Raw genomic sequence first — 14,229 nt, 5'->3', positions numbered from 1 at the left:
TGTGCTGCTGTAGTGCATGGACTCTATTATTATTGTAGACGTTTCTTTCGATATCATGAGGAGTCGCTGAAGTGAAAACATTCTGAACAGTTCATACAACTGTATCAAAATGTTTTTTCATGTGCTTATGATTTCAACTGCAGGCTCTCAGTAGCCGATTTAAACAGTCCATGGTATATTTCACTGCTGACGGACGGTTGATGTTCCTTCTCGTTAACCATGTCGACTCCTCCTAATGAACTGGATATGGGGTAATCCAATAAAAAAAAATTTCACCTCCAAGACCTTATGTCTTGGGGACGAAATTTTCGTGGTGCCACCCCAGCTTCATTAATATGTCACCGTTTTTCATCATCACGTTTGATTATTGTCTTAAATGCAGAGCATTTCTTAGTGGCCTCTCAGAGCATGCTCGATTCGCTTATCTGGCACGAACCAGATTACGGCAACGAGTACGAAAAAGAAGCCAGATATCCAAGGACTCACATATGCGGTCAAGACCGCGATCAAGTAAAGCAAAGGAGATAATTTCCCCTTCCAGTCTTTGCCTACCGCTACTACGAAGGAGGAATCGCCGGAATGCTGGTTAGTAATCGCACGCTGAAGCAGCCAGTACGAGAGTGCTGCGAGTAGAAGAATAATACCGTACAGCGCCGTTGGAGTGGCGGCAAAATGGCTTTCCCCCATCCAAGCTGTCGTGAACGGAACAAGGGATAACCAAAAGAGAAGCAGCAAGTTAAGCCACATCAACCGCCCGTTCATCGTTCGAACCATGTGCAGCAGATGATGATGATTGTTCCAGTAGATGCCGATATATACGAAACTGAAGATGTAGCTAAGAATCTTTGGACCGAGCCCGATCAGTGCATACCAGTCATGGCCTTCCGGCACTTTAAATTCCAACACCATGATCGTAATGATAATCGCCAGTACGCCATCGCTGAACGCTTCCATTCGATTGGCTTTCATCGTGTTTCACCTTTTCTCGCTTCTCGCGCTCTTTTAACCTTCTCTACACCAGTAACTTTGCATAAAATCCTTCATCTCGTCAAGCAAAACTTTCACGTATTCGATTATAAAATGAAGGACACCGTGGATAAAATTAACTATAACCTTGTCACCCGAACAGTACCGCTCCAAGCGGAGCTATCGCACATTAAAAGCCAAATAGAGCAGGCTGAAACAAATAGCGCCGTCATTTATGGTACGGTACGGTACGGTTCATCTTAACGGGGCGATCAGCGAAAAATCCGCCTTGATATGCTGTCAGATCGCCACCACCGTCCGTCCTCCCTTTACTAAAATAAAAATCGCCGTCCGATTCCCTACAGGGAACGTGAACGGCGGCAATTTTTGAGTCATCACGTAAGTGGCAGTTTTTCTGGGTAAAAACCGATATCACTTTGCAAAGCTAGGAGGCCAATTCCGCCAGCACCTTGTCAAGTCGGTCAAGCTGCTGTTTATTAGCTTCTATGCAGATCGGTTTAGCTTGTTCAAACTCCTCTTTTTTCTTGAAAAGTTGACGGAAGGTGACCCTGGTGCGGCCTTCGGAGCCCTCGAAGGTGGCCGTTACCCGAAATTCGTGAACGTTTAAATGATCAATCACGACCCGCTCCGGCGACACGATCTCAACAAAGACGTTATGGTTAGGATAATCCACGCCATCCGGTCCGTGCATGGTGAACCGCCACGTGCCTCCCGGCCTCATATCGCACTCGTGAAACGTATTCGTAAAGCCTTGTGGCCCCCACCACCTTGCTAACAAATCGGGGGTTGTCCAGGCCCGAAACACGAGCTCCCGCGGGACATCGTACTCGCGCGTAGCAATAAGTTCATTTTCACCTATAGTCATGTTCCTACCTCCCCTTCTACTACCTTGCCAAGGGCATCCAACATGACGTTTGTACCGTGTTCCCGTACTTCTGGCGTATCGTGTCCGTCAAAGAACGCACCTTGCTCCGTGAAAATCAACTTCGTACCACCCTCCACCTTAATAAGTTCGACCGTTGTGATCGAGACGGAGATGCGTACGTCTCCCGAATCCAGTGTGTACGTATAGACAATGCGCTGCTCTGGAACAAGCTCTTGGTAGTTGGCGTCGAAGGTAAAGATCGGCCCATCCGGTGGTCCGCCGCTGCTGTACTCGCGCCCGCCAACCTGGAAATCGAAGATGTCTGGCTTCGAAAACCACTTGGCTTTGGCAATCGGGTCGGCCCATGCGTGATAAACCCGCTCGGGTGAAGCGGCATAAGTCCGCTCGACGACGAAGGTTCCATGCTTGACAAATCGTTCGTTCATTGATCTTCCTCCTTATGTTTCGGAATTCCGCTCTCCTCGGCAAGAAAGTCTCCTAACAGGTCCAAATGTCGCTCCCAACTCGTTTGCCTCTCAATGACCGGTTTCTCAAATTCCATCTTCATCGCTTGCAGAAGACTCGTGAAATCTTCAACCGTTAATTCCGCCTTGCCCTGCATAAGCTTGGATACATGTCTGAGCTGCTCCAATAGTTTCTGCTGCAGTTTGATCTGTTCTTTGATTTGATTTATCTGCAGGCCCACGATCTCAAGCGGGCTGATCTGCCCGCCACTTAAGGCCAATTTAATCTCCTCGAGAGATAACCCCAGCTCCTTAAGCGATAATATCTGGTGCAAGCGTGACAAGTTCGATTCACTATATAGCCTGTGGCCCGATTCCGTCTGGCCGGATGGAGATAACAAACCGATTTGATCATAAAAGCGTAGGGTTCGTACGGTAAGCCCCGTCAGCTTGGCGAGGTCCCCGACCTTCCAATGTCTCTTCATTAACCATCTCCACTCTTTGGCGCTAGCTATGTACCGGTAGCTTTATTGTAAAACATTACGTTACGTAAGGTGCAAGTGAAATTCGCCAAACTTATCCATCTTTGTCCATACTTATGAGAACAGGGCACCCTATCAGGTGCCCTGTGTTAAAATTCTCAGCCCGAAGATTGTTCGAGAGCCCCAGCGTAGATGACACAGACCACAATGGCCGGATTCCTCCACTTGTGCTTTTGTTTACTTTAATATTGTCCTTTAATTACAAAATACGAGCCCCGAATTGTTCCAGCTAGTTTAGACTTCTGCCTAGCAAACTTAAACTTCCCTTCTAACTCCTTTGGTACCTCCATCCCCTCAGAAAGCTTAAAACCAACAGCCCGTTTCTTAGGGTCATCCATCGTATACATGACATTGAGCGCAAGACCATCCTCATAGAAGACGTAGGTAAATTGAATATTTTCCACTTGAAAACGCGACGTTTCTAGAGGTTTGGCCGCAAACGCAATATCACGTTCTTCTTTCAAAATTCGGTTCACATAATCAAGGCTCTCCTGACTTTCGCTAGCTGGTACAACCGTAAATTCATGCTCGTATTTGTTCATAAAGTAACGGGCTTCATTAGCACGCAAACCAGCAAGCGCATCTACTACAGCTGAAGACTCTAAACCAACCGTAGACACATTTTTAAAATCAACGATATACGACATTTTCATCCCTCGTTTTCATTCTTTTTTCCCAACATCATGAATCCATTTTTCACCAAAAACTAGTTTGGTCAAATGTAGAAACACGCATATAGCCAAACTTCAAATTAATCTTCTTATCTACCAAATATTATACCAAAAATGATTCATGATAACCGTTCACGTTTTGGATATGATAAACCCCTTTGATAACATGACCGGTTTTGGATGTATTAATTCGAAATCAGATCGGGCCCCAAGTCCGCATCGAACCCTTGAATAAGCAAAACAATACGGTATGATCGAAGAGACAATAAAAATTAGTCGTTTAAACATGGCTCTAGAAGCAGCTATAAACGAACCTCAACCCCAAAATCGTATGTTTGGTCCCCAAAACTGGATTAAAGAAAAACCTGCCTAGCAGGTATTAAATTTGCAATAAGGAACTACTAACATGCTGCCTATGATTCCTCGAGGTCAGGAAAATTAGGTCCCTTTATTTTAAAAGGGTTCTTCACTATTTCCCGCCAATAAAACTTGCATCATTTATGATAAGGTTCAGCTTAACGGGGCTATCAGCGAAATATTCGGTGACCTGTTTGCAGGTGGTGATTCAACTATCGTGTCCCGTTAGCTTAACCAACTGTAGTGTGGTTTCTACTGTTACATTGTCTTGATAAAGATTTATTGGTCTTTCCGCATCAGTTGAATACTCATCCATATGCATTTAATCTTTCGAGTTTTATGATTCCGCTATGAGCCCCTTTACCTTTGATTCAAAAATATCCCATCTAGTATTATATCCTACATTATAGTTCCACCCGCTTGAACGGAGCTTCTCGCCTAAATAAATGTAATCGGTTCGTTGCTTAGCGGTTAGGCTAACCGCTAAGGTTTCGTCACCAACCTTGAACTCTTTCAAGTAATCATATAGCTTCCAAAGAATATCTTCCTTATCATCATCTCTTTCCATTCCAGTGTGTAAGATAACTGAATCAATAGCATCATCTAATTTTTGAGTAACAAGAGGTTCGTTATCCCAATTATTATCTATTTGATACTGTATTGTTGCTTCTAGTTGGGTTAGATCTCGGTAAATGTACGCATTTAATAACTCATATTTCAATTCTTGATTTTTATTGACACGGTTATGATTCATAAATAAAGCCACATTCCCGAATAGTGATACTACTAAGATTACTTTAATCCAGTCTTCTTTCCTCATACTTTCCTTCCTCCAATCCCTACCTTCTTATTAAGTTAACCTTACTTTGGCATTCAGTTCATACTGTTGCCGTTAGCGCAATGACTGCAACCAAACCGCATGCCATCATGATACCACATATTGGAATTATTCTGCCCGTTAGCTTAACAAAGAAGGGGAGTAGCTGCCATAGTATACTGCTCCTTATTTGTTCAACTAACGTTCCCCGTTAGTTCAATCAACTTTCTCTTTTTGAGCCCTTTGGGGTTCTCTAAATGAACCGAAAATTCCTGTAATAAGCCCAATTAACCCAAAGGTAAATTCATAACAGAAGAACCTTCAACTGCCAACAAAACAATTACTCCGAACATTATAATTTGTACACCTAATAGTTGAACTTGAAGAGCACTTGGATTGATAAAGTCCAATAATAAACCTACATAAAAGATTGCAATAACTATTAGTGTTAGAACGATTAAACACACTAATCCAAAACTAACCATCTTGACCTCCTCTAAATTCAAACATATGCTTTCAACTACACATGTCGAATGCGAATCTGGAGAACAAACATGCCACTGAGTTTGTTCGCTAACCAGGCCCACGGGAAATGGGGTATACTGGAATCATGACTGCGCGCTTGTCGGCCTGGTGCCAGGCATGCTGGATTAGACAAGCGGGACGAACAGCATGGCCAGGGCGTAGGCGCTTCAGTCTTAAAAACCGGAGGGCGGTGCATGGTGCATGAGATTTAGCCAATATACATACGAGAGGCCGGACGTGAAGGCGTTCGAGGTGAAGTTCAAGGAGCTGCTTGGCGTGTTCGCCGCGACGGGCAGCTACGAGGAGCAGGACGCGGCGATGACAGGCATGAACAAGCTCCGCAGCGAGTTCGACACGATGCAAACGATCGCGAGCATTCGCCACTCCATCGATACGAACGACGAATTCTACAAAGCTGAGCAGGACTTCTACGACGAGAACAGCCCGGTCGTGCAGGAATTCGTGACGGACTATTACCGGGCGCTGGTCGGCTCGAAGTTCCGTCCCGAGTTGAAGGCCAAGTGGGGGCAGCAACTGTTTCGGCTCGCCGAGCTGTCGCTGAATACATTCAGCCCGGAGGTTATTGAGGATCTCCAGCAGGAGAACAAATTAACGACGGAATACACGAAGCTGATCGCTTCCGCGAAAATTCCGTTCGAAGGCGAAGAGCGCACGCTCGCGCAGCTCGGCCCGTTCCAACAATCGACCGACCGAGATATGCGCAGACGCGCCGCCGAAGCGTCCTCCGGCTTCATGGCGGAGAACGAAGCGACCCTCGACCGCATTTATGATGATCTGGTCAAAGTTCGCACGCGCATCGCGAATAAGCTTGGCTTCGACAACTTCGTCGAGCTTGGCTACGCCCGCATGAGTCGGACCGACTACGACGCGGGCATGGTCGCGAACTTCCGCAAGCAGGTACAGGACTATATCGTGCCGGCAGCGACGAAACTCAAGGAACGTCAGCGGAGCCGCATCGAGGTTGACAAGCTACTCTATTACGACGAGAACCTCGCCTTCCTTTCCGGCAACGCGATGCCGAAGGGTGACCCGGACTGGATCGTGGCCGGGGGCGTGAAGATGTACGCGGAACTGTCGCCGGAGACGGACGCGTTCTTCCGGTTCATGCAGGACAACGAGCTGACGGACCTCGTCGCCAAGAAAGGCAAGCAAGGCGGCGGTTACTGTACGTATATTAGCGAACACAAGGCGCCGTACATTTTCTCCAACTTCAACGGCACCTCCGGAGATATCGACGTGCTGACGCACGAAGCCGGGCATGCGTTTCAGGTGTACGAGAGCCGTGGCTACGCGGTGCCGGAGTATGCCTTCCCGACCTACGAAGCCTGCGAGATCCATTCCATGAGCATGGAGTTTCTAACTTGGCCGTGGATGGAGCTGTTCTTCAAGGAGGACGCTGACAAATACCGGTTTGACCACCTCGCCAGCTCGCTTATCTTCATTCCGTACGGCGTGACCGTGGACGAATTTCAGCATTACGTGTATGCGAATCCGGATGCGACGCCGACCGAGCGGAAGCATGCGTGGCGCGAGATCGAGAAGAAATACCTCCCTCATCGCGATTACGCGGACAATTCGTACTTGGCGGCAGGCGGCTTCTGGCACAAGCAGGGGCATATTTTCAACTCGCCGTTCTACTACATCGACTACACACTGGCGCAGCTCTGCGCATTTCAATTCTGGAAGAAGTCCCGCGAAGACCGCGAAGCTTCGTGGAACGATTACCTCGGCCTATGCCGTCTCGGGGGCAGCCTCTCCTTCACGGAGCTCACAAGCGCGGCCGGTCTGATCTCGCCATTCGAAGACGGCTGCGTCGCCTCCGTCATCGGCACCATCGAGGCGTGGCTGGACAGCGTGGACGATAAATCTCTGTAAGGCGGTTCGTGGACTTTTTTTTTCATTTCTCCCGAGCGTTTAGATCAACTAATATAAGCAGACTCTAATAATAAAACCAGCGGCAGTCTTGGACCGATAAGTCCTGAACTTCCGCTGGTTTTTTGTACTGTTATCCGTGTCTTAATTAAACTATCGTTCCCCGTTAGTTGAACAATTACCTAATTATTTCTCCATTTCTTTAAGGGCTTGTCATCCCAAATTTGTACTTCTATATATCGTTCTGGCCCCTTAATGCCATCTGAGTTCCATTCTTGTGGTAATCCATATTCCTTTATAACTTCATTTATTTCATTCAAAGTATAGACTTGGTTACGATATGGCTTTCCATCCTGATATCGCATAGTAGGAAATAAGTCTCCATAAGTAAAACTTAAGGTATGCGTTTCGAATTCATTAATTGGAATTTCAATTTCTCTACCTATTGGATACCAATCCAAAAGCCAAGGACATTTCCCGAAAGTCATGTAATGCGGTAGCCTTCGAATAGGTTTACCGCCTTTAGACATAAATATATTTCTTGCCTTTAATTCGAGATCTCGTCGAATTTGAAGATACTCTAAAGACCGTTTACTTGCAAATCCCTTATTTTTAAACCGAATATCGCTGAGGACTTGTTCTGCCTCATGGATTTCAAGATCAGATAAATTAACAAATGGACCTATTGATTCATCAAAATAATGAAAAAGTAATTCCATAACCATGCATCCCACCAATTCATGGATAACCTGCGAAATATAATAATATTTTAACAAATCTGCCTGTTAGCTTAACGTAATGAGCATGCCACCATAGCGCCTGCTCATCAATGTGTATTATTCAACTAAAGTTTCTTGTTAGTTCAACGATATGCCAAGGTCGGATTAAGGGCGGAGGGCACGATTCGCTAATTTCACTCTTCTGCTTTACCATTCAATGTCTTGCCATAGTTCCTTTAAAAATTGATCTTCGATTTTTGCATTTTCAAATAGTTCATCTGAGTTTTTAAAATCTTGTGTGTAGCCATCATCATTTTTGTGAAATATACACCTTTTGAATTACGACTGATCCAATATCCTATGTCTTTATAATAAATAAGAAATTCTTCTCCCCACCCAACTCGCTGTTTTATCTCTATGAATTCTTGATACTTCATGAGAATTATTCCTTTCAGCTTTTGTTATCAATAAATGCTCTCATTCGATTAAGTACTTCACCTGTATCTGAAATATTCGTGAACTAATCAAATATTCCCTTCAATGCTATTCAACTATCCTTCCCGTTAGCGTAACGAAGGCTGCATGACTGGCAGCCCTCATGATAATGAATTATCCTATCCGATAGTTGATGTCACTAGAACGAGAAGTACGTCTGGATGAATCTGTTCCTACGTACTCGGATTGCTGATTAACCAACGGGAAATACTTTTTATAGTAGCTATTGGCTGCGAAGGTTTGGAATATACAAAAGGGAGCACACAACATGTCTCGCCAAACAAAAAATAACAAGGGCAAAAAAAATCCCGGAAACAATCACGATTCTGCAGTCCCGGGTTCGACCAACAAAAATTAAGTTGGGAATTTCCAAAAATGTTAACGGAGGTGATAATTATGCCTACAAGCCGGAATCATCAAGGGGCGCATGGGATAGGACAAGTTGAAGAGCAATTGAAGCAGCAGGCGAATGCAACGGATACCATCCAAGGTGGAAGTGAAACGGATCGTGAAATTGCTAAAGTAGCAAACAGTGATGCACATACCTCGTTAGATAAGATTATCGATAGTAAAGAACGAGGGGTTTAGTGAACTGCAGGCTGCTGATCTATCGGCAGCCTGGTTATAACAATCTGCTGACGAATACACACTTCCCCACCTGGATGCCAATAGCCTTCTGCTTTTTAATTGGACTATCGTTCCCCGTTAGTATAAGCATAATAGATGTAGGTAGTTAAAAATGGCAGGAGATCGTTCTGACGGTTATACGGCTATTTTTTTCTCACAGTTGAATGAATAATAATTTAAATGCAGCAGATCCCAAATCAAATATTCGATGCCTGCTTGCGAAGAATCATTATGATTGTATAAATCTTTCCTTGATCATGCAAATTAAACAAATGGATAAAGGGGCATGAGACTTTAGGAGGCTAAATCAACATGGATACATTTAATGATACCGAAGACCGGAAAGACGGGGTTAATAAGGATGTTTATGGGGTTCTTAGGGAGGAGACGGAAGTTGATTTACCGAATAAATGTACAATGAATGTGAAAAAGGATGATGATTTTTGTGTTATGGGACCAAGTTCTTGTGATATGGAACTTGATCCTAAATTTCACTTATGCTTATTTATTATTTAGATTTCTTAAAACCATCGGCATCTTTTTTCTTTCTTCGTTAACTTCTTCTCTGACTTGTAATTAGGATTCGCTGATTTAAACCTCGCCGCATCCATTCCATCTATTATGTTCATCTTTATACCTCCTTGGTTACTGTTATTGTCTCCTTATTTAATTGCAAAATGGGTTCCAAATACTGTTGCGACAGCAATAAATGTTCTACTTTTGGGTATCATAAGCCCAAGGTGGTGTATTAGAATGTGGATTATAAAGACCGAACATAAAAGAGATGCAGACGGTGGAATTGCAGCGCTAGAACTCGAAACAGAAGATAAGCGTTTTGATGTAAATATTAGATGGGATGGCTGCGCTGAGATCCATGTATATTCAATTACGGAGGAAAATCGTGAAATCATTGACACCTTCCATACATGTGATTTAAATGGAATTATCGATGTGTTGCAGTCACTCAACAGCGTATGTAAAGATTACTTTGGTGAAGGAAGCTATTGGGAGGACACTCATGATGTTGAATTTGTCTGAACTCGGAAATCTTCACGCCGATATCCAAGCCGTTCACGAGATTGTCCGAACATTAAAGGTTATAATCGATGGTAAAGAAATTGAAATTGAAATCCTCAGAAATAAGAACGACCATTATTTTTATGAGCTAAGCCATTACTATAAAGACGCGGATAAAATCGATCCTCACGATCCATCGGAAAATAGTTATTCATCTGTTGAAGAAGCGGCACGAGGAGCACTCCGCTGTGCTACGATGTTTTACCGGAGTACGGATGAAGGTGGAGCTTGGGTGAGAAATGAGTCTTTCACTCCATAGAAAAATACGGCTGCCGAATATAACGAGACACCATAATAGGTGTCTTATTTACGCGTCAGGGACGCAAACAGGCCATTTAGATTTCGTTCATACTCACTCCTATTTTTCTGTTATACGTCTCATGTAAGAATAACTAGCCACCCTCACTTTACTTCGGTAAAAGGGTCAAGTTCTTATCGTTCGTCCGCGACAAGAATTTGTCCGATTGAAAATAAAAACCCGCAAGTTATGCGGGTTTGAATCGAGCTATGTTCTTTTCGTCCGACAATCCATCGGACGAAGAACTTGACTCTTTAAGTAAGGGCGCAGCAGCGCCCCGACTCCTGTTCACCATTTCGCCAGTACAGCCCCCAAATCTGCTATCACCAAATCTGTCCGGTATAGCGTCTTTTTCTTCTTCAGCTTCTCGTCTAAAATTGTGGTGATCTCCATCAGATCCCGTTTAAACATCTCTTTCTGTGTCTCAAGCGGAAGTTCTCCCTCGTGCCGGGTAAAATGCCGAGTGATTTCCAGCTTGAGCTGTCCGCCGCGTTTTGCCAGCTTGCCGACCTACAAACGGGGACGAATATAGTAACCAGCAGCGAATCCAGCAACGGCTCTTCCTGAATACGTGCTATCAATTGCTCTAGTGTTTCCAATTGGTACAGATCGTTCAGCATCAGGATTCTCCTTTATCTTCGTTGTACGAGAAATGATTACTCCTATTGTTAACAGCGGCTTCGCAAGAAACGTTGGTTGAAAATAGAGAGGCGAGTAATTGATGTGTTATCGATTTGCCTCACACATGCAGTTACATAAGATCCCTCCATTACTTTGTTGGGAATACGAATACTAATCTTCTGGCATTTGCCAACCCGTTTCCTCATCCCAAATGGCATCCGTATCATCTAGATGCACATGCCAATCCCCATTAGAAATACTTCTTCTAATATCCGTCAAACAGGTCAACCAATAAAACAGCGCATGCAATGTATCTTCAAAATCATCTGAAAAGGGCAGCTTTGTTGAACCTGCAAAGATCACTGTTGGTTCATCCTGCTCATAGTCATAAACACAAAATGTTTCTCCAATATCCTTCATTTCAAAACCCACATTGTATTTATCAATGATGGCTGTTATCTCTTCCTCCTCACTGTTGGTAAGGTTATGGTTTCTCATACAAGTGTAATAAACAGAAATTCCCATGCTACATTTCTCCTTTTTTATCAATATATCAAAACTAATGTTCCCGTGTACAATTAATCGACGATGTTCACTTTTTTTGATCCCGTACTATTGTGCTTACATTTCATTGCTAATTAAAGTATCGTTATTACTAAATCTCAGTCAAATCGTACCCTTCTTTACGCTTAATTCTCAGGATATACAACGGCTGCGCCGTCCTTCGCTTTCAGAGGAAACAGAGCCGTTTGTCTAGAAATATATAAAGATTGTGAAACTTTCTTATATTTTTAAAAAAAAGGCACTCCATCTACATGATGAAATGCCTCTTCAACTTCTTTTTCCAGCGGAAAGCGCAGTTACTTCCCTCTTTGAATAACTTACAAAACCTTGTCTTCCTATAGTTTTAACAATGATCACTCAAGAACCTACGTTCTCATTATTATGCCATATTAATCCATTCTAAGTAAATACTCATTGCATTAAATTGCCCGTTATCTTAACACCCCACTTTGCCCAAGACAAAGCGGCTTTAAATGAGATAATGTTCGTGTCATCCGACATTTGTTGTTGGATGACACGGTGCGGTGATTAAAGTTTACAACTCAGTTACCAACTTTATTGTACAGTTACTGACTATAATGTCTGCCAACAAAAAGGGTTGCGGCAGTGCATCATGGGCAGAGGCCATATTTTCGCTTTCCATTTGTTGGAACAGCCAACTTCAGAAATTGAAACCTTTCGCCTTCAAAGGCTGCCGTCCACACGAGGCCATCCAAATAGTAGTTATCCAACTCCTCGGCTCTCCTCGTGGGTGTGCCCAGCTTGGCTTCGATCTGGGCTCTTGAATCACTTTGTAACAATCCATAGGGCAGCGGACCGATATATTTTCCATGTTTCTTATCTTCTTCCATTATCGTCATTGTTAATTCGTCAAATATATAATCACCCTCGCTTTTCTTGGTGATACCGTTGTTTTCAGCGCCAATATCGAAATGGAGAACGACACCCTCTCCACTCACAAAATAGGTCGTATCAAGATTCCTCCGCACAGTCGGCCGCCAAGTTATCTTGTCCCTTGAAAGCTGATCGACCAAAAGAGGGTAAACGCTGCTGTGTCCCAAATATTCAATGTAATCCAGAGGGTTCATTACTACCTCTTCCTTCCTGCTTTTTAGTTAAAATTATCCCGGTTTTTCGTTCAAGGGTCAATGTCATCTGCCCATTTAGCGGAACATGCTGCCGATTATGCCGGTGATAAATGCCATATACCCAATATTCTTCAAGACCTTGGACTTTAGCGTAACGAGGCTGTCGATCGTTTCACTCGGTGGATCTTCCGCAACCAACTAAAATAATAGTTAAAAAGATCAATATCATTGCAGTACGATTAATCGATCATAGACTGATGGACTATTCTGGTTAATCTCTGTAAATGTTAAAATTGAGAGACTGTAGCACTGCTTGCTCCATAGTCAAATGGAGCGAATTGATGTGCTTATAATTGAGGAAGCAGCAGTGCTTGAGGCATTCAGCTCCTAAAGCTATACATTTGCATTTCTAATAAAGTTTTATTTCAAAAGCCACTCCATTGTTAGGAGTGGCTTTACTTTTATATACCGATGTATATTTGGTGGTTAAACAATACTTTATGTTAATAATGGCTGCTTCGTGGCAGCCATTTCAAGTATCGTTCTTCGTTAGCTTTATGAATCTTTAACAAAAAAGGTTATTTATTCTGTGCCTAATTGCTCTCTAAAATGTAAAGTGAGCCCCCAAAGTTCTTCTAATGGTACTGCTTTTTTTGAACATTTTTCAATTCCACATTCCTTTGCTTCATTAGACCAAAGATAGGGGTAAATAGAAATGCCCTGATTCCCATCCAATGTAGGTACAATGGTTTCCCATCTATTCCATCTAAATGGTTCGTAGAATCCCGACAAATCCCCCGTTCAAGACCAATTCAGAAAATCAGTATACCCCATCTCTAAACATTCCCACGCTAACGTATCAGGAGCAAGATAAAAAATTTCTCCTTTACCTTCATCAAAGAACCCGCCATTTAAAGCAAAAAAACCGCCAACTACATCATCGGCAACCAATAAGGCATTGTCCAACTTGCATTTTTCAGTCCATGATGTAATTGTTCTTGATAAATTATCATGACCTGAACCTAAAACACGAAGCCATCCATTTTGAAGTAAAATACCACCAGTTGAATATGCGACCGCGCCAAGCGTTGACTTTGTTGTTACTTGAAGGCGAAACAATTCTTTCTCGCCATGTTCTTTGAAAGAGGGGAGGATAATTGCTCCATTACAATTGTTAGATTCATCAATCCATTGTTTTATCATGGAAAGTGCTGATTCATCCTCAAATACAAGCTCATTTAGCGGCTTCATGCGGTAACTCCTCTAAAATAAATTCAACAACTTATTTACTCAACTTTCGCAGCCTAAAATAGGCAGGTAACCCTTGATGTGGCTGGGCAAACATGCGATCCATTGCTGGGATTGTGTTTGAATGAGTGTTAATTAAAAATGGATAACCTTGTATGAGGGATAGAGGTAGATGATTATCTCAGTTTGACTGTATCTTATCCAATCAAAATTTTATTCTAAGCGCCGGGTTGGAGTTTAACTGTATTTCATCCAGTCAAATCGACTGTTTGGTCCTGAAAAGGTTGCTAGCATCGTATTAGAGTGGATAAATTCCATTCAAACACAAAGGAAATGGATTAAAAGACGATTAGACTGTACAAATTCCATTC

Annotated in this window: 16 protein-coding genes and 1 pseudogene; 5 read left to right on the top strand and 12 right to left on the bottom strand. The window is 43.2% G+C overall.

Annotation, left to right across the window (positions count from 1 at the left end; translation table 11 throughout):
• Positions 1-390: 390 nt before the first annotated feature.
• The 7 genes from AC0YN7_RS10385 to AC0YN7_RS10355 all read right to left on the bottom strand — a co-directional run bounded on the left by AC0YN7_RS10385 (position 391) and on the right by AC0YN7_RS10355 (position 5,188).
• Positions 391-969, bottom strand: a complete 579-nt coding sequence (locus tag AC0YN7_RS10385; protein WP_475809911.1) for a TMEM175 family protein — start codon at positions 967-969, stop codon at positions 391-393.
• 442 nt (positions 970-1,411) lie between these two features.
• Positions 1,412-1,852, bottom strand: coding sequence for an SRPBCC family protein (locus AC0YN7_RS10380; RefSeq protein WP_475809910.1), 441 nt, complete (start codon positions 1,850-1,852; stop codon positions 1,412-1,414).
• Positions 1,849-2,298, bottom strand: a complete 450-nt coding sequence (locus tag AC0YN7_RS10375) for an SRPBCC family protein (protein ID WP_475809909.1) — start codon at positions 2,296-2,298, stop codon at positions 1,849-1,851. The genes AC0YN7_RS10380 and AC0YN7_RS10375 overlap by 4 nt, the downstream gene beginning before the upstream one ends.
• Positions 2,295-2,801, bottom strand: coding sequence for a MerR family transcriptional regulator (locus AC0YN7_RS10370; protein WP_475809908.1), 507 nt, complete (start codon positions 2,799-2,801; stop codon positions 2,295-2,297). The genes AC0YN7_RS10375 and AC0YN7_RS10370 overlap by 4 nt, the downstream gene beginning before the upstream one ends.
• A gap of 239 nt (positions 2,802-3,040) precedes the next feature.
• Positions 3,041-3,505 carry a phage tail protein gene (locus tag AC0YN7_RS10365; protein WP_475809907.1) on the bottom strand — a complete coding sequence of 155 codons (465 nt, stop codon included), beginning with the start codon at positions 3,503-3,505 and terminating at the stop codon, positions 3,041-3,043.
• 718 nt (positions 3,506-4,223) lie between these two features.
• Positions 4,224-4,706, bottom strand: coding sequence for a hypothetical protein (locus AC0YN7_RS10360; RefSeq protein WP_475809906.1), 483 nt, complete (start codon positions 4,704-4,706; stop codon positions 4,224-4,226).
• A gap of 284 nt (positions 4,707-4,990) precedes the next feature.
• The gene (locus AC0YN7_RS10355; RefSeq protein WP_475809905.1) at positions 4,991-5,188 is read right to left on the bottom strand and encodes a hypothetical protein; all 198 of its coding nucleotides are present in this window, start codon (positions 5,186-5,188) and stop codon (positions 4,991-4,993) included.
• A gap of 241 nt (positions 5,189-5,429) precedes the next feature.
• Here AC0YN7_RS10355 and AC0YN7_RS10350 point away from each other — a divergent pair, with 241 nt between their 5' ends.
• Positions 5,430-7,124: a M3 family oligoendopeptidase gene (locus AC0YN7_RS10350; protein ID WP_475809904.1), complete on the top strand. Its 1,695-nt coding sequence runs from the start codon at positions 5,430-5,432 to the stop codon at positions 7,122-7,124.
• 179 nt (positions 7,125-7,303) lie between these two features.
• Here the strand turns inward: AC0YN7_RS10350 and AC0YN7_RS10345 are convergent, their stop codons facing one another.
• Positions 7,304-7,840 carry a hypothetical protein gene (locus tag AC0YN7_RS10345; RefSeq protein ID WP_475809903.1) on the bottom strand — a complete coding sequence of 179 codons (537 nt, stop codon included), beginning with the start codon at positions 7,838-7,840 and terminating at the stop codon, positions 7,304-7,306.
• An 891-nt stretch (positions 7,841-8,731) separates the two neighbouring features.
• On the opposite strand from AC0YN7_RS10345, the gene AC0YN7_RS10340 reads away from it, so the two are divergent.
• The 4 genes from AC0YN7_RS10340 (at position 8,732) to AC0YN7_RS10325 (ending at position 10,298) form a co-directional block, all read left to right on the top strand.
• Positions 8,732-8,923, top strand: a complete 192-nt coding sequence (locus AC0YN7_RS10340) for a hypothetical protein (RefSeq protein ID WP_475809902.1) — start codon at positions 8,732-8,734, stop codon at positions 8,921-8,923.
• A gap of 351 nt (positions 8,924-9,274) precedes the next feature.
• Positions 9,275-9,478: a hypothetical protein gene (locus AC0YN7_RS10335; protein ID WP_475809901.1), complete on the top strand. Its 204-nt coding sequence runs from the start codon at positions 9,275-9,277 to the stop codon at positions 9,476-9,478.
• Between the two features lie 237 nt (positions 9,479-9,715).
• Complete coding sequence (locus tag AC0YN7_RS10330) at positions 9,716-10,000, top strand: hypothetical protein (RefSeq protein ID WP_475809900.1); 285 nt, start codon at positions 9,716-9,718, stop codon at positions 9,998-10,000.
• Positions 9,981-10,298, top strand: a complete 318-nt coding sequence (locus tag AC0YN7_RS10325; RefSeq protein ID WP_475809899.1) for a hypothetical protein — start codon at positions 9,981-9,983, stop codon at positions 10,296-10,298. The genes AC0YN7_RS10330 and AC0YN7_RS10325 overlap by 20 nt, the downstream gene beginning before the upstream one ends.
• Before the next feature lie 431 nt (positions 10,299-10,729).
• Here the strand turns inward: AC0YN7_RS10325 and AC0YN7_RS10320 are convergent, their stop codons facing one another.
• The 4 genes and pseudogenes from AC0YN7_RS10320 to AC0YN7_RS10305 all read right to left on the bottom strand — a co-directional run bounded on the left by AC0YN7_RS10320 (position 10,730) and on the right by AC0YN7_RS10305 (position 13,861).
• The gene (locus AC0YN7_RS10320) at positions 10,730-10,957 is read right to left on the bottom strand and encodes a hypothetical protein (protein WP_475809898.1); all 228 of its coding nucleotides are present in this window, start codon (positions 10,955-10,957) and stop codon (positions 10,730-10,732) included.
• Between the two features lie 172 nt (positions 10,958-11,129).
• On the bottom strand, positions 11,130-11,483 hold the full coding sequence (locus AC0YN7_RS10315; RefSeq protein ID WP_475809897.1) for a hypothetical protein: 354 nt from the start codon (positions 11,481-11,483) through the stop codon (positions 11,130-11,132).
• 650 nt (positions 11,484-12,133) lie between these two features.
• Positions 12,134-12,610 (bottom strand): hypothetical protein, encoded by a 477-nt coding sequence (locus AC0YN7_RS10310; protein WP_475809896.1) that lies wholly within the window; start codon positions 12,608-12,610, stop codon positions 12,134-12,136.
• A gap of 582 nt (positions 12,611-13,192) precedes the next feature.
• A pseudogene (locus AC0YN7_RS10305) lies at positions 13,193-13,861 on the bottom strand (DUF2625 family protein).
• Positions 13,862-14,229 lie beyond the last annotated feature (368 nt).

This window comes from Paenibacillus sp. J31R122, assembly GCF_056269185.1.
This window is presented reverse-complemented; position numbering and strand designations above follow the sequence as displayed.